The sequence below is a fragment of the Robertmurraya korlensis NBRC 107688 genome (assembly GCF_001591645.1).
In the GTDB taxonomy this organism is placed as follows: Bacteria; Bacillota; Bacilli; order Bacillales; family Cytobacillaceae; genus Robertmurraya_A.
Window position 1 is genome coordinate 32,519 of record NZ_BCVH01000028.1, and the last position, 16,355, is coordinate 48,873.

The 16,355-nt window shown below is 36.6% G+C and carries 16 protein-coding genes, 2 tRNA genes and 2 riboswitches; of the genes, 3 read left to right on the plus strand and 15 right to left on the minus strand.

What is annotated here, in order from left to right; all coding sequences use genetic code 11:
• Positions 1-31: 31 nt before the first annotated feature.
• A riboswitch (ZMP/ZTP riboswitch) is annotated at positions 32-110 on the minus strand.
• 86 nt (positions 111-196) lie between these two features.
• Genes BKO01S_RS21625 through BKO01S_RS21635 form a run of 3 tightly spaced genes read right to left on the minus strand, consistent with a single transcriptional unit; the run spans position 197 to position 2,487 of the window.
• On the minus strand, positions 197-931 hold the full coding sequence (locus BKO01S_RS21625) for an amino acid ABC transporter ATP-binding protein (RefSeq protein ID WP_066059537.1): 735 nt from the start codon (positions 929-931) through the stop codon (positions 197-199).
• A complete protein-coding gene (locus tag BKO01S_RS21630) occupies positions 931-1,650 on the minus strand; it encodes an amino acid ABC transporter permease (protein WP_066059541.1) in 720 nt (239 codons plus the stop codon). The genes BKO01S_RS21625 and BKO01S_RS21630 overlap by 1 nt, the downstream gene beginning before the upstream one ends.
• A 21-nt stretch (positions 1,651-1,671) precedes the next feature.
• Positions 1,672-2,487, minus strand: a complete 816-nt coding sequence (locus BKO01S_RS21635; RefSeq protein WP_066059544.1) for a transporter substrate-binding domain-containing protein — start codon at positions 2,485-2,487, stop codon at positions 1,672-1,674.
• 77 nt (positions 2,488-2,564) lie between these two features.
• A riboswitch (SAM riboswitch) is annotated at positions 2,565-2,669 on the minus strand.
• A gap of 168 nt (positions 2,670-2,837) precedes the next feature.
• Between BKO01S_RS21635 and solA the strand changes: the two genes are divergently transcribed.
• From solA to BKO01S_RS21650, 3 genes are all read left to right on the plus strand, one after another.
• The gene (gene solA, locus BKO01S_RS21640; RefSeq protein ID WP_269748566.1) at positions 2,838-3,980 is read left to right on the plus strand and encodes an N-methyl-L-tryptophan oxidase; all 1,143 of its coding nucleotides are present in this window, start codon (positions 2,838-2,840) and stop codon (positions 3,978-3,980) included.
• A 180-nt stretch (positions 3,981-4,160) separates the two neighbouring features.
• The gene (locus tag BKO01S_RS21645; protein WP_066059550.1) at positions 4,161-5,471 is read left to right on the plus strand and encodes a voltage-gated chloride channel family protein; all 1,311 of its coding nucleotides are present in this window, start codon (positions 4,161-4,163) and stop codon (positions 5,469-5,471) included.
• A gap of 22 nt (positions 5,472-5,493) precedes the next feature.
• Positions 5,494-6,108 carry a DUF421 domain-containing protein gene (locus BKO01S_RS21650; protein ID WP_066059553.1) on the plus strand — a complete coding sequence of 205 codons (615 nt, stop codon included), beginning with the start codon at positions 5,494-5,496 and terminating at the stop codon, positions 6,106-6,108.
• Positions 6,109-6,208: 100 nt separating this feature from the next.
• Here the strand turns inward: BKO01S_RS21650 and rlmH are convergent, their stop codons facing one another.
• From rlmH to BKO01S_RS24090, 12 genes are all read right to left on the minus strand, one after another.
• Positions 6,209-6,688, minus strand: coding sequence for a 23S rRNA (pseudouridine(1915)-N(3))-methyltransferase RlmH (gene rlmH, locus BKO01S_RS21655; protein WP_066059556.1), 480 nt, complete (start codon positions 6,686-6,688; stop codon positions 6,209-6,211).
• Between the two features lie 80 nt (positions 6,689-6,768).
• On the minus strand, positions 6,769-6,927 hold the full coding sequence (locus tag BKO01S_RS24085; protein ID WP_084362178.1) for a CxxH/CxxC protein: 159 nt from the start codon (positions 6,925-6,927) through the stop codon (positions 6,769-6,771).
• 172 nt (positions 6,928-7,099) lie between these two features.
• Positions 7,100-8,305 carry a S1C family serine protease gene (locus BKO01S_RS21660; RefSeq protein WP_066059562.1) on the minus strand — a complete coding sequence of 402 codons (1,206 nt, stop codon included), beginning with the start codon at positions 8,303-8,305 and terminating at the stop codon, positions 7,100-7,102.
• A gap of 125 nt (positions 8,306-8,430) precedes the next feature.
• On the minus strand, positions 8,431-9,225 hold the full coding sequence (locus BKO01S_RS21665) for an MBL fold metallo-hydrolase (RefSeq protein ID WP_066059565.1): 795 nt from the start codon (positions 9,223-9,225) through the stop codon (positions 8,431-8,433).
• A 1-nt stretch (position 9,226) separates the two neighbouring features.
• Entirely contained in the window at positions 9,227-10,036 is an 810-nt protein-coding gene (locus tag BKO01S_RS21670) for a two-component system regulatory protein YycI (RefSeq protein ID WP_066059568.1), read from the minus strand.
• Entirely contained in the window at positions 10,023-11,345 is a 1,323-nt protein-coding gene (locus BKO01S_RS21675; protein WP_066059571.1) for a YycH family regulatory protein, read from the minus strand. The genes BKO01S_RS21670 and BKO01S_RS21675 overlap by 14 nt, the downstream gene beginning before the upstream one ends.
• Positions 11,342-13,180, minus strand: coding sequence for a cell wall metabolism sensor histidine kinase WalK (walK, locus tag BKO01S_RS21680; protein ID WP_066059574.1), 1,839 nt, complete (start codon positions 13,178-13,180; stop codon positions 11,342-11,344). Before walK ends, BKO01S_RS21675 begins: the two co-directional genes overlap by 4 nt.
• A gap of 6 nt (positions 13,181-13,186) precedes the next feature.
• Positions 13,187-13,894, minus strand: a complete 708-nt coding sequence (gene yycF, locus BKO01S_RS21685) for a response regulator YycF (protein ID WP_066059577.1) — start codon at positions 13,892-13,894, stop codon at positions 13,187-13,189.
• A 166-nt stretch (positions 13,895-14,060) separates the two neighbouring features.
• Positions 14,061-15,536, minus strand: a complete 1,476-nt coding sequence (locus tag BKO01S_RS21690; protein WP_066059580.1) for a peptidoglycan DD-metalloendopeptidase family protein — start codon at positions 15,534-15,536, stop codon at positions 14,061-14,063.
• Positions 15,537-15,905: 369 nt separating this feature from the next.
• Positions 15,906-15,978, minus strand: a tRNA-Phe gene (locus tag BKO01S_RS21695).
• A gap of 65 nt (positions 15,979-16,043) precedes the next feature.
• Positions 16,044-16,115: transfer RNA gene (locus BKO01S_RS21700), tRNA-Glu, on the minus strand.
• 143 nt (positions 16,116-16,258) lie between these two features.
• Positions 16,259-16,355: IS3 family transposase (locus tag BKO01S_RS24090; RefSeq protein ID WP_157077432.1), on the minus strand; the 97-nt coding region annotated here is incomplete at its 5' end.

Below are 16,355 nucleotides of genomic sequence, written 5' to 3' on the forward strand. Positions count from 1 at the left end.
TTTGAACAAAAAGAGGTAAGGGTAATCCCCTTACCTCTGCCCAGGCGAACGGCTACGACACTATGTGCTCCCTCACGGTTATCCGTGTTTCGCCAGTTACACATAGCCTTTTCATTTATCTTATTCTAACAACTTCTTAATCAGTCTTCAACCATAAATTGCAGTATTATTTAAATTTTCTTACTACTAGAATTTACTATCTTATTGCCTTACTTAAAAATTTCTTTGTTCTTTCTATTCGAGGATTGGTGAAAATCTGTTCTGCCGTTCCCTCTTCAAGAATAATTCCTGATTCCATAAAGACAACGCGGTCAGAAATCTCACGTGCAAAATTAAGCTCATGTGTAACAATTAACATGGTATTTCCTTCGCTTGCTACATTTTTTATTACGGCCAGAACTTCATCAACTAGCTCAGGATCAAGAGAAGAAGTAGGTTCATCAAATAACAAGACTTCTGGTTTAAGTGCTAATGCTCGAGCGATTCCCACCCTTTGTTGTTGTCCACCTGAAAGCTGAGCTGGATAATGATTTAGTCTATCTTGCAATCCAACCCTTTCAAGAATATCTATGCTCTCCTTTTTTGCGTCAACAGGGTTCAATTGCTTCACACTAGTTAAACCAATCATCACATTTTGTAACACAGTTAAATTTTTAAATAAATTATACTGCTGAAATACCATTCCAGTAGATGTTCTTAAAGAAAGAATATCTGTCTTACTTGCTGACTCAACATCTACTTTTTTTCCGCTAATCTCCACCGTACCACTAGAAGGATCCTCTAAGAAATTAATACATCGCAATAAGGTTGATTTTCCTGAACCACTGGGTCCTAAAATAGATACAACTTCTCCTTTATTAACCGATAGATTAATTCCTTTTAATACATGTTGGTGATCGTAATATTTATGGATATTCTCTAGTTTAATCATCAAGCAACCCCTCTTTCATATCTCCGGGCACGCTTCTCTATTTTTACAAGGAGCCTCTCAACTATAATACAAAGAATCCAATAGACAATCGATACAGCAATATATACTTCAAAAAAGGCTAGCCCACGCGAACCGAGGATTTTTGCTTGTCCCATAATATCAATAACACCAATAATAAATACAAGTGAAGTGTCCTTAATTGTGCTAATAAACATATTGCCTAAGTTTGGAATTGCTACCGCTAACGCCTGTGGAAAAATAATCTTAAGCATCATTTGTGTTGGGCTCATTCCTATAGCTTTAGCTGCTTCAAACTGACCTCGATCAACAGACTCAATCGCTGATCGTATGGTTTCTGACAAATAAGCTCCCAAATTAATTGAAAAGGCTAATAATGCATATATTTCAGGAGCAATAATATTTACATCAATATTTAATAGCCAACCATATTCGGTTTGTAAATAATAGATTACTTTTGGTATTCCATAGAATACGAGGTAAATCTGAACCAATAGTGGTGTGCCTCTAATAAAGGATACATAAAAAGAAGAAATTGTCTTTAATACTGGAACTTGATAGATTTTTATAAGTGCTGTAGCCAGCCCAATGAATAAGCTCAAAATCATTGATCCTACAGCAATCCCAACTGTAATAGGTAACCTTGCAACTATAATAGGAAAACTTTCTATTAAAAAACTGATATCTAATAAATTATCCATTATGTTTCCCCTTCTCTAACCTTATTCAGGGATATACTCTCCGCCTGTCCATTTTTTTGAAAGTTTAGCTAAGGTGCCATCTTCCTTTAGTTCTTTTAAAATTGGATCGATTAGCGCCTTTAACTTTTCACCCTGCTCTGCGTCTTTAAGTACGATTCCCATGTTATCATTTACGATCGGTTGTCCTACAACTTCTATATCTAAATCATATTTTTCCATAACCGATTGAATCATAATAGGATCATTTACATAGGCATCAATACGTCCATTTTGTACATCCTGTAAAATTTCCGAAGGGGTTCCACTCTCGCTGTATTTTAAAATAATATCGTTATCTACCTTTTTATTATGTTCTTCCAGCAATAATGTGTAAGAATCACCAGCTAAAGCGCCAACTTTTTTACCCTCTAAGTCTTCTAGTGTACTAATGTCTGTTCGACCTGATTTTACGACAATCACTGTTTCCGCTGCAAAATAAGATTCATCTGTAAATAGATATTTCTCTTCACGTTCTGGAGTTTTTGCTACTTGGTCTGCAACTGCCTGAATTTTATTTGATTCTAGTGCAAGAAACATACTATCCCAAGGGGTGGCAACAAACTCAAATGTATACCCATCTAGTTTTTTATCGATTTCTTTCACAACTTCAATATCATACCCTGTCAGTTCATTGTTCTCATCCGCAAAGGCGAAAGGGGGATAATCATTTTGTGTCCCCACCAAAATTACTTCATCCTTTGTTACATCTGCTGCTTCTTTGGAAGAACAACCACTTAATATTCCCGCCAATCCTATTAGCGCTATCACTGGTGTTAGTAAACGAGATCTTCTTTTCATTTTTTTGGCTCCCCTGCTTAAATTCTATTTATGTATATAAAAAAGCCCCCTTCAATCAGAAAGAGGCTTTTATCTAAACCTTATCTCTCAGAATGAAACACTCTGCAGGAATTAGCACCTTTCATTATAATGATGGTTGCTGGACGTCATTGGGCCTGTCCCTCAGTCTCTCGTGATAAGTTATTCAATTTTTTATATATACTGATATTATGAAAATTGAAGGATGTTGTCAAACAATTTTTCCACTATTGCCAAATTTTATATTTTATTTGTATTAATTTTGATAGGAATGATAGTATTCTTGATTAATAGCATTTTTTAGTAGAAAACATAGATTGGAGATAATGGTCTTGAACAATGAACACTCATTTGACGTAGCAATCATTGGTGCTGGCACGATGGGAATGGCTGCTGGTGCATTTTTAGCTCAACAAAAAGTAACGACTTTACTTATTGACGCCTTTGATCCTCCTCATAATCATGGGAGCCATCATGGAGATACTCGTATGATTCGGCATGCCTATGGTGAAGGTAGACAGTACGTAACACTAGCAAAACGAGCCCAACAATTATGGGAGGAATTGCAACAGCAAACCGGTTATAAAATTTTTGAGAAAACAGGTGTCCTTGGACTCGGTCCAAAAGACTCTGTCTTTCTTAAGGAAACAATTGCTGCTGCTAAAAAATATAAGTTGCCATTAGAGGTGCTAAACGGCAATGAAGTAAAACAAAAATGGCCAGGTTTTTCTGTACCGGACGATTTTATTGGATGCTTTGAATCAGAATCAGGATTACTTTATAGTGAAAATGCGATACAGGCCTATAAAGAAATGGCTATAAAAAATGGTGTAAAGCTTGTTACTAATACGCCTGTTCAGAAAATTGATGTGGATGACAAGGATTGTGTAAGAATCATAACCGAAAACAAGGTTTTCCATGCGAAAAAGGTGATTGTCACTGCCGGTGCATGGGCAGCCAAGCTACTTCCTACAATTAACCTTCCTATTCAGCCAACCCGAAAAGTAGTTGGTTGGTTTGAAGCACCTGAGGACCTTTATGATGCTGCTAATTTTCCATCCTATTATGTAGAAGACGGGGATAATATGTTTTATGGTTTCCCTAACATCGATGGCAAAGGTTTAAAAATTGGAAGGTCAGATGGTGGACAAGAAATTGATCCTGACCACCTTAAACAAAATTTTGGGCATGATGAGACAGATGAAGCAGATCTTAGGTTCTTCCTTAACACCTATCTCCCTAAAGCAAATGGAGTACTAAATCAGGGTAAAACTTGTTTATATACTATATCAAGTGACAATCATTTTATCATTGATTTTCACCCTGAACATGAACAGATTATTATTGCCTGTGGTTTTTCCGGGCATGGGTTTAAATTTGGTAGTGTAATGGGAGAAGTTCTAAGCCAACTTGCTCTAGAGGGCAAAAGTAATTTTGACCTTTCCCTTTTCTCTCTCAAGAGATTTGGCTTGTAATAGAAAACTACCTATATTCAAACAAACAAAGAGTGATCAATTAAATATTGATTACTCTTTTTTTTATAGACCTATGCCTTCTTGAAAATTAGCTATTCCTATCTTATTTTAATAATTTTAATACAATGGGCAAAAATAGAATCGATATACCTGAAGGCAAGAAAGGAGGTCTTTTAGTAGATGTCGGTTAAGTATAAAAACTTTTTTTCAGTTCTCGGTCAATGGATTTTCTTTGGAAGTATAATTGGTTTAATTGTTGGATCGACAACGACTTTCCTATTAGAAACTAACGACTATCTTGGAGATGATATACGGGCAAAAAGAGATTGGCTTATTTTCTTTCTCCCCTTTGGAGGAATTATTATAGGATACATATATATGAACTACGGAAAGGTATTTTCAAATAATACTTTGAATGATATTAGTAAATCAAATAATCTGGTGATAGAATCTGTTCATGGAAAAAAAGAGGTACCAAGAAGAATGGGACTAATCGTCTATTTAGGAACGTTTATTACCGTTCTTTTTGGGGGTTCTACGGGTAGAGAAGGTGCAGCTGTCCAAATGGGAGGCAGTGTAGCTACTGCAGTCAACAAGTTCTTTAAAGTTAATAAAATTGACACAAAAATATTAATGATGAGCGGGATAAGTGCTGGTTTTGGTGCTGCTTTTGGGGCTCCCATTACAGGTGCGGTTTTTGGGATAGAAATGGTTTCTTTAGGAAAGTTGAAAATGGAAGCACTAGTTCCTTGTCTTGTATCTAGTTTTGTTGGTCACTATGTAACAACAGCTGCTTGGGGACATCATCATGAAGAATTTATTGTAAAGAGTTTACCGGAAATTTCTATAATTACGTTTTTAAAAGTTATTTTGGTATCTGTTATTTTCAGCCTAATAAGCGTTTTATACTGCCAAATGAGACATGGAATACAAAAGTTTTCTGAGAAAATTTTCAATAAAAACCATATAAAAAGAGCCTTTTTTGGGGGCATCATTATTGTCGCTTTAACCTTCATTGTTGGCCCACAGGATTACAATGGACGTGGATTAGAGATGCTAGAACATTCATTTAAGGAGGATGTTCCACCCTTTGCCTTCCTGGCCAAACTGGTATTTACGGCAGTAACTCTGGGTTCCGGCTTTGTTGGTGGGGAGGCCATCCCTTTATTTTTCATCGGAGCAACTTTAGGTAATTCGTTACACACATTCATCGATTTGCCTTTGTCATTTCTTGCTGCGTTAGGATTAATCGCTGTTTTTTGCGGTGGTGCGAATACACCTATTTCTGCTTTCCTGCTGGCAATGGAGATGTTTGATGGAGAAGGATTAGAGTACTTTTTTGTTGCCTGTTTAGTTAGCTATCTATTTTCAGGACATCATGGACTATGGCCCTCTCAAGAAGTATATGAACCTAAGAGCAGGTTATATCATTTACCCCCAGGAGAAACGATAGAAACTGTAGAAAAAAAGAAAAAAAACACAACAAAATGATTGCTCAGAAAGGGGGTTGCTTATGGATTTTAATTTTATATGGAAAGCTGTTGTCGTCGTCGTAGGTGGAGTCCTAATTTTGCGGTTAGCGGGAAGAAAATCAATCTCACAGCTTACAGTTGCTCAGACCGTTATGATGATAGCTGTTGGATCATTAATTATTCAACCTGTTGGCGATAGGAACATCTGGATTACCATGGTGATTACCTTTTTAATGGTAATTACACTTTTATTTATTGAGTATCTCGTTTTGAAATCGAATAAGCTTGAAACCTTTATTTATGGAAAATCACTAACAGTAGTTGAAAACGGCCAGATTAATGAAGTTAATTTAAAAAAGTTGCGGCTAACGGTTGATATGCTTGAAGTACGAATGAGACAACAAAACATCCAGAATTTCTCTGATTTACAATGGGCAACAATAGAATCGAACGGTCAGTTAGGTTATATGTTAAAGCCTGATAAACAATATGCTACTAAAGAGGATATTCAGATGCTAAAATCGCTGATTGAATCAAATCAATACAGTGCCCCGAATGAAACCACTACTAAAACACCAACTAGTATGACAGATAATATATTTACTGAGGTTAAGAACAGAAAGCATACTGACAAACCGAAAGAAAATTTAGATTAATAACAATGAAAACAGGAAAACGAAAATTGTTTTCCTGTTATGTTAATTGTTACGTTATTTTTTGATTGGACTACTTACATTTACTCGGCTTAAAACTTATCTACTTATGATACGGTTCATTCCGATTGATTCGATAAGCACGATACACCTGCTCAAGGAGAATCAACCTCATTAATTGATGAGGAAATGTCATTTTAGAAAATGATAACTTCTCATCTGCTCGATTTAACACATCCTTACTTAAGCCTAGGGAACCTCCAATGACAAAGGCAATTTTACTTTTTCCGTATGTAGCTAATTTATCAATCATCTCTGCAAGCTCTTCTGATGATCGTTGCTTTCCTTCAATGGCTAAGGCAATGACATAGGTATCTGGAGAAATCTTGGCTAAGAGCCGCTCCCCTTCTTTATTCTTTACCTGTTCCATTTCTATATCACTTAATTGCTCTGGAGCCTTTTCGTCTGGGAGCTCAATCACTTCAACCTTTGCATAGGCCGTTAGTCTTTTCAAATACTCATCAATGCCTTGCTTTAAATACTTTTCTTTAAGTTTACCAATTGTTAATAATGAGATATTCACACTTCATCCTCACTTTACGAACAAGATATCCACAGAAGTTATCCACATGTCCACAATTTTCGTCCACATATTGTATAGGATCATTTGTTCCCTACCATATATATAGCATCATTTCGACAATATTCACAGGTTGTTGATAACTCATTTCCCTCGACTTTTAATAAGGTTGGAAAGGTCGCAAACTCATCTACGATCGTATCTATAGCAAGATCTACATGTTCCTCACAGCAGTAAATCAAATTATTTCCCTCCTCAAAATTCACCAAACTTCAACAAAAAACCATGTGGATATCCTCTATGTAGTTTGTCCAAAAACTTATCCACATTCCCTTACCAATCCTACCAAAACTATAGTGAAATTTCTATCCACAAAAAAAGAATGCGAACAATAAGCCCGCATTCCTCACTTTATTATAATGTATTTCCTCCAAGCTTTATCGTTGTTTCTTGAATCTTTCCAGCACGGTAGAATTTTATTTTTAACTGGTCGCCGACTTTCTTTTTATTATATAGATGCTTTCTTAAATCAATTACATCATTAATGGGGTCGCCATCCATTTCAACAATCACGTCCAAATCTTCTAATCCTGCTTGTTCTGCAGGTGAGTTTGGATCCACCGTCATAATCACAACACCTGATGTAACATCTTCCGGAAGCTTAAGTGTTTCCTTTTGATGATAGGCTGATACTTCATTTACAGACTGAAGTTGAATTCCCATGTAAGGACGCTTTACTTCACCAAATTCCTCTAGGTCACTAATGATTGGTTCAGCTGACTTTATGGGAATAGAGAGACCGATGCCTTCTACGGAACTCTGAGCAATTTTCATAGAGTTAATTCCGATCACTTGCCCACTGATATTAATTAACGCCCCACCACTATTCCCAGGATTAATGGCAGCATCTGTTTGAAGAACCTCAGCCTGCCAGTCAATTGCACCATCTTGATTAATATCAACGGGAATGGCACGCTCTAATCCTGAAACAATTCCTTGTGTAACGGAGCCAGAAAAAGTTGCTCCAAGTGGATTCCCGATGGCAATTACAGGCTCACCAATTTTTAAAGCATCCGAATCACCAAATTCAGCAACCGTTTCAATTTTGCTTCCATCCACCTCAAGAACAGCAAGATCCGTCCAAACATCACTTCCTCTAAGCTTGGCTTCAAGCTTTGTTCCATCGGTTAAAGTAACCTCTAGTGAATTTGCCCCTTCTATTACGTGGTGATTAGTAACGACATAGGCTTTCCCATCCGCTTTTTTGTAAATAACACCTGATCCTGAGCCCGCTTCTTGGCTACTTGATTCTGACCAGAAGCTTGTTGTTTGGAGGTTTGTAATCCCTACTACAGCATCTCCAGCTTTCTCTACTGCCTTTGTTATATCTGTGACTACGTTTAAGCTAACATTTTCTGTTCTGACTGGACCCGTATTATCTTCAACACTAGAGTCCGTTTCTGTTGAGTAAGGAAGAACGTTAAAGCCGATTCGAGGTAAAGCAACTATGATTAAAAAAACACCCAGAATGGCCCCAACTAAGCTTGCTAAAAAATATCCTCCTCGGTTTCCCTTTTGTTTTCTGTACCGGGTTTCGTAGTCTTGATCATAATAACCCACGATTCACCAATCCTTTCAAACAATCATGATCTATGTAATTTTGTTCCTATATATAATATAATCCCTTCTTGCCAGAGAATAAACCAAAAAGGTGATCCGAAAAGTCGGAATCACCTCTTTTAGATTTAGACTGCAGTTAATACAGTTGGTACTTTCGGATCAGTATCGTACAATTCGAACTGCTCTCCAATGATAATGCCCTTGCTTTGAAGTGTTTGCTCGACTGCCATTTTAGCTAGATCTTTCATATTATTATCCTGACTTAAATGTGCTAGATAAATACGCTTTGTATTGTCACCGGCTACTTCACTCATTGCAATGGCTGCATCTTCATTGGATACATGGCCCACGTCACTCAAAATACGACGCTTAATACTCCATGGATATCTCCCCATTCGAAGCATTTGTACATCATGATTGCTTTCAAAAACAAACACATCTGCATTTTGAATGATCCCCTTCATGCGATCACTTACATATCCTGTGTCCGTAATCAGAACAAGCTTCTTGCCATTTTGGTGAAACACATAAAACATTGGCTCAGCTGCATCGTGAGATACCCCAAAAGATTCAATGTCCACTCCACCGAAGCTTTTGACTGTTTCCATATCAAAAGTGAATTTCTGCTCTACGGGTATTTCTCCAACCAAGTGATTCATGGCTGCCCATGTTTTTTCATTCGCGTAAACAGGCAACTTGTACTTTCTTGCTAAAATTCCGATCCCTTTAATATGATCACTATGCTCATGAGTGACAAAAAGCCCTGAAAGTTTGCTTATATCCCGATCAATTTTTTGAAATAAAGCTTCCATTTGCTTCCCACTTAGTCCTGCGTCTACTAGAAAGGACTGACCTTCCGATTCTACATAAATCGCATTCCCTGTACTCCCACTTGCAAGGATACTAAAATGCAATGACATACTATTCACTCCAATTGTTTTCTTCGTCCTTTAGTTGAATGACTTGTCCTTCAAAAGCATTCACAAATAAATTCTCCCCTTCGTCTAACACAAAGCGCCATGCTGGGGTTAATACCTGTGATGAAGTCAATCGAACATGGGTGTAATAACCAAATTCAACTTTTTCTATCTTTGTTCCGTACGGTAGATGCCCATTCTCATAGAGCGTTTCTAAAGCCTTAATTGGCTGAATAATTCTTTCATCTTCAGTAAGCTCTTCGATTTTATCGAGTAAAGTTTGTTCGTAAGAAACTACTTCATTATCACTATTTAAATAGAACTTTATTTGACCGCTTAAGTTTTTATAAAATAGCTTTTCTTCATACTGCTGATAATAAATAATACTATTTTCATTATCATCTCTACCCCAATAACGATACTGATCACCATTAATCACTGATCCTTTTAAAAAGGCATCTAATTCTGATGGTTGACCTTTGCTGCTTACTTTTAAAGGTGTACCTAATTTTGAATCAATGGTTTGGTTATTTCTTATAATAATGGTTTGACCACTGAGCGTTGTATCTAAAAGCTTTGCAACCTCTTCCTCAATGAAGACTCTCGGAACAGTACTTAAGTACTTGTCCTTTTCGAAATTTTTGGGAAGCTCATTGTATGTTATTTCATCCGCTTTTAATCGATTTTCTAAAGTGGGATTGGTGGCATACTCATACTTGGTTGCGGTTCGAATCTTTAAGAACTCATTCATGAGGTATATATTTAAAACGAAAAAGGAAAGGATAAAGATGGTTTTAATTCTACTCCAATCCATGCTTTTCCCCTCCATTCACGCTGCTCGAAACCCTTTTCCATTCATCGTTATACTTATAGTACCAAGAGGGTTCTAAATGAATTAGTGAATTCTGTGTATCCCCGGTATCCTTAGTCATGTGATAACCAATCGTAATATCCTGAAGAAAATCAAGGTTAAAGTCCTCTGTTTTTTTTAATTCTTCTAGGACAGCGATACCAGACGGAAGATTAATTTCAGTTGCTTCCACTCTACTTCCTAAAACCAAATTACTTCGATAATACTTATTAATTTCACTAGCATTCCAGATTTGTAAAATTTCCGAAACTCCATTATCTCCAAAGATGGGGTATCCATTTAAATCATATAATCGAAATAAAATAAACTGTTCCGACTCATCCATACCTACATACCGATAATTATCCGTCCAGCCACCATGACTATTTACGAATTCAATACTTCTCTCCAGAAGATTTTCAGATTTTGATGTAGCATCAGTTTCCGTCTTAATATAGCGGATCGTATTCGTTCCATAATTGACACTCATCAACGTAGTAGTATCTGTATACTCTTCACCAAAGGAACTATAATTTTTCGACACTAAATTAGGATCACTAAATAAGGCATCTCGGAGTTTATCGGTGGGCAACTTCTCAGATATATGCTTATATAAAGCCATTTTCACTGGTTCTTTTCTAAGCATCGGAAAACTTTCTCTATTTATCGGCTCAAATAATGCATACTTTTCGTTTTCGCTGATGTTGGATAAATAGCGTTCTTTATAGTTAGTAATAAACGAGGCCGAAACACGGGCTCGAAGCACCTTATGCTCTTTGGAGGAAATAAAATAGACTACGCCGCCTTCTCTTGTTTCCGGCTCTAAATCAATAACAATTCGATCAAAGTTACTTTTAGGAATTTCATTACTAGGTAATTGTAACGCGCTTCGATACACCTTTAAAGGGACAATATCAGGAAAAATAATTTCTAAGGAATTTTTATCATAAATAAAAGAAGGTATATTTCTTACCATTTCTGATATATCTTCAAATTCACTGAATCCCCATAAGCTTAATTCTTTCATCATTTGCTCAATTTCAAAGGAGTCAAATGTTCCAAAATGTTTATCTCCTTGATGTAAAAATAACCTTTCCGGGCGAACAATATTTTTCAATTCCTTTGTTTCCCCAAGAGATACCTCTTCAACCGTTTTTCCACTTTCTTTCAAAGTGTCATAATTTGGCTGATACGTCCACAACAGATATGTTAGAAGAATGCTAAAAATGACAAGAATTAATAGGACGATAGATTTTATCGTTTCATACTTCATGCCCAATCATCCTCCTCATTTCGGTCATAAGGAAGAGTGAATGAGACAGTTGTCCCTTTCCCTTCCACACTTTCTGCCCATATCTTTCCTTTATGGGCTTCTACCATTTCTTTTGCAATCGCTAGTCCTAGCCCCGTTCCACCAAGCTTTCTTGTTCTCGCTTTATCCACACGATAAAATCGCTCAAAAATCTGCTGAAGATTTCCTTTTGGAATTCCCATTCCCTGATCACTTACACTTACTATAATATGATCTTCCTGTTCCACCATTTTAAAAGTGATTTTCCCACCCTGTGGCGAATATTTCATGGCATTTGAAATGATATTATCAAGAACTTGTGTAAGCTTGTCCTCATCTCCCTCAACAAAGGCAGCATGGTCTAATAAATTCCGTTCAAAGGTAGTATTTTCATCCTTAGTAATCTCAAACCGATCGATTATACGATTGAAGAAATCTACAAAGTTAAACCATTCCCTTGTAAGGCGATAGTCTTTGCTATCCATCTTTGAGAGCTGAAGTAAATCATTAACTAGTCGTATCATACGTTCTGTTTCTGTTTGCGTAACACTTAAAAAATTTGGAGCTATTTCTTCGTCCTTCCATGCACCGTCAGATAAAGCTTCCAGGTAACTTCTCATGGTCGTTAAAGGTGTCCGTAATTCATGTGACACATTAGCTACAAACTCTCGTCTTTCTAAGTCTATCTTCTCTTGTTCCGTAATATCATGAAGAACCGTTATTAACCCATTAACAAATCCTGTTTCCTTTTGAATGACTGAAAAATTCGCACGTAGAATAAGTGGCTTAGTTGCAGTACTATAGTCTAAAATGAGTGACTCTTTTTCCACAAGTAAATCCTCAAACGAATAATCTTCTTCCAAACCGAGTAAGGAAACAATAGAACTAGATAGAATTGTTTCACGTGAAACGCTTAATAGCTTTGCTGCAGGCTCATTGATGAGAATCACTCGCCCTTTTCTGTCGGTAGCAACCACACCATCTGTCATATACGAAAGAACAGAGGATAGCTTTCTACGTTCACCCTCGGTAGTTGCTTGTGCCTCTTGCAACTTTTTCGTAAGATTATTAAAAGTAATGGCCAGCTGTCCAATCTCATCATATCCGAATACTTTTACCTTTCGTGAGAAATTTCCTTTAGCCATTGCTTGTGCTTGCTTTCTCATATCAGAAATAGGCCTTGTAATCGTTTGAGCCAGTAAAATTCCAAGTATTGCTGTAATTAACAAAGCAATACCAGTCCCTGCGGCAAGAATATTATTGATGGTCTTCATTTGTGAATACACATTTTCTTTCTTTGCTACCAAGTAAATAGCACCTGTTACATCATCATCGGAACGAACGGGTGTTACTAATATCCAAATTCGATTTCCTGTTTGTCGATCAATTTGGGTAACATCTTCGCCTTCATCTGCCGAGGTAGCAATTACTCGCCTAATTAAGGTGTCAGTAGTCCTTTGGCCAACAATTCCTTGATTATATTGGTCTGATGTGCCAATAATTTTTTGCGTACTTGCTTCAATTAAACGAACCTCGGAAATATCTGTCGTTTTAAAATCAGATAGAATCTTCTTAACAGCTTCTTCCAGAGTTGGTCCTTCATTATCTGGGTTACGTTCCTTACCTAGCTCTTCACCTAAGTAATAGGCTAAAAGATTCACTCTCTCTTCAATAGAGGTTTCAAAATTTCGTAATAAAGTGTTTTCGAGCTGTCTAACAAAATACACACCAATGATTTGCATCGCTATTAAGATTAACAATACATAAATCATTACAAACTTTAGATGAATAGATCGAAAGAAACCAACCTTTTTCATTTCATATTACTCCTGTTCAGGATTCCGTAAATAGTATCCTACCCCTCTTCTTGTAACAATCCATGTAGGGTGACTTGGGTTATCTTCAATCTTTTCACGAAGTCTTCTCACAGTTACATCGACCGTTCGAACATCACCAAAATAATCGTAGCCCCATACAGTTTGTAATAGATGTTCTCTCGTCATAACTTGTCCGATATGCTGACCTAAATAATGTAGCAGTTCAAATTCTCTGTGAGTAAGCTCAATCATCTCCCCACGCTTTGAAACAATATAAGCATCTGGATGAATCGTCAATGAGCCTAATTCAATCTCATTGGTCTCGTCTTCTTCCTGTTGACTTAAATTTGTTTGATGTCTTCTTAAATTAGCTTTCACACGGGCAATTAATTCTCTTGTACTAAATGGTTTTGTTACATAGTCATCTGCCCCAAGCTCAAGCCCAAGAACCTTATCAATTTCAGAGTCCTTTGCTGTTAGCATGATAATAGGCATTTCGTATTTTTTACGTACTTCACGACAAACTTCCATGCCATCTCGTTGAGGAAGCATGATATCTAGTAAGATTAAGTCCGGCATAATTTCTTCCACCATCTTTAATGCTTCGTTACCATCATACGCACAGTGTACATCATATCCTTCCTTCTTAAGGTTAAATTGAAGGATATCTGCAATTGGTTTTTCATCGTCGACAACAAGTATACGTTTTTCCATTTCATAGCTCCTTTATTTAGCCGCTTATTTATTTTATCTTCCACTATTTTTACTGTTCATAATCCTTACTTTATCATGATATGCCTATGAATTCACGTTTTTAGAAGACCTATCACAACATTGAAAAATAGAAAACCTCTAGTTTTCACTAGAGGTATTTTATCTATCATCGATTTAAATAATCCCTTGGGTTTTGTAAGCTACCATTCTTGTAAACTTCAAAATGCAAATGAATCCCAGTTGAGTTGCCGGTATCACCCATTACCCCTATAGCAGAGCCTTTTGAAACGGTTTGACCAACATTTACACTGATGGAGGCCAAATGTGCATATACCGTACGCATTCCGTTATTATGGTCAATAATTACCTTATTGCCATATCCGCCATCATAACCAGCTGATACAACTGTTCCATTGTCAGCAGCTTTAATGGTTCTATTGCTAGGACGAGCAATATCAATACCTTTATGATAACTGCCCCATCTATATCCTACTTCACTTGAGATATAACCACCATTTGCTGGCCACGCAAGTGATCCATCACCACGAGAAGGAACAACTTTTGTTCCCTTTCTGAATATATAAGAAACTGGTTCTTGAAGGATGTTTTCACTCACAACTTCTTGTGCTACACGAACTCCATTTTGCTCAGAGACTTTATATGTAACTTGGCGAGCTCCTTCTTTCCCCTCTTGCTCTACTTTTGTGTCACCTTTATACATCGATGCATCTTCAATTACTTGACTAGCAAATGCGATTGTTTCCTTTTTGGCTTCTTCTTTTATAACTACTACTTGTAGAAGGGGTTGTAGGAAGGTTACATTCAACTCTTGCCCAATCTTGAGCACACTATCCTCTGTCATTCCAGGATTAATAGATAATAATTGTGCAGTTTCCATTCCATGTGCTCCGGCAATTCCACCCAGCACATCTCCCTCTTTAACAGAGTATTTCTTTTCTTCTAAGGTACCCTTAGTTAATAAGTTAACTGCTTCCTCCACAGTTAAAATCTTATCTGGAGTAACTTTTTCTACATTTTGTGAAACTTCTTTTGTGAATGAAACGTCTAATAGACGAACTTCATTTTCCTTAAGCTGAGGTAATACTACTTCAGGAGTTTCCTTACGAGTTCCAAGCTCCGTTAATTGCTCTTGTGTAACATACTTTAGCTTTAATGCATTTAACACCTGATCCGCTTCGGCTTCACTTTTTAAGTAAGCTACTGCCTTTCCGTCAATGACTAATGCTGATGCATTTGCTTGAACAGCCATTTTAGTTTGGATGATTTCTGCAACTTCTTCGTCATTTGTTTTAGCACCAGAATTAAACACTTGCTCTGAAACATATGTAAGTTGTGATTCAACTGCCAAATCTAAATTAGTATATGTTTGCTTAAACTCTTCTACTTTTTCATCTAAAATATCTTGAACTACTTCTTTATCAGAAACTGTACCAACATATTCTTTATTCATATATACATAATATACTGTGCTTAATTTAGAACTACTAGCGGATGCAGTACTTACACCGAATGTCAGTGTCCCTAATGCAATTGCTGATATAGCTGCCATTTTTAGTGCAGGTTTTAGACTGTTAGATGTGTTGATCGTTAGTTCGGAAAGTCTCTTATTGAAAAAAAACATTCTCTAATCCTCCTAGACTAGCGCAACAAAACACTTTTAGTGCTTTTAACTCTTTTTATTTTTTACTTAATAAGACTTCTTTACTTTACCATAAATAAGCTAATAAGAGTTTACTAGCACCTGATATGTAACACAAATGTATAATTAATGACATTAAATTACAAATCTATTCGAAATGATAGGATGACCTTTTGCATATACATCTTAGTAAAACATTGATATAACAGCTTTTTCAAGAGAAACGCTTTCATTTTTCAGAAAATTTACTCTACCTTTTTTCGACATATTTTTTTGAAGGAACTTACTCAAATATTACATCTATGTAACAAAAAAGGGGAGTTTGTCATAGGACAAACTCCCCTTACATAATGGCTCAGGACGGAATCGAACCGCCGACACAAGGATTTTCAGTCCTTTGCTCTACCGACTGAGCTACTGAGCCTAAAATATGTATGTATTTATAAAAATTCCAACCCCTTACCTAGAGAAGAGATTGGAATAGTGTGATGACCCCTACGGGATTCGAACCCGTGTTACCGCCGTGAAAGGGCGGTGTCTTAACCGCTTGACCAAGGGGCCGTGTGTGTTTATTCGACATATTGTGACGACGTTTTTTATAATAGCATAATAGTTTTATAGTTTGCAATAGGTTTTATAAAAAAATTCCAACCAAATAAAAAATCGCCACTATTGATGTGAACCAAAAAAGTTAGACAAATATTCTATGCGACCTGTTGGACATGAGTCCGGTATTCAACCGGACTCATGTCTTTTAATTTTCCTTTCATCCGTACATTGTTGTAATAGTAAATATAATCA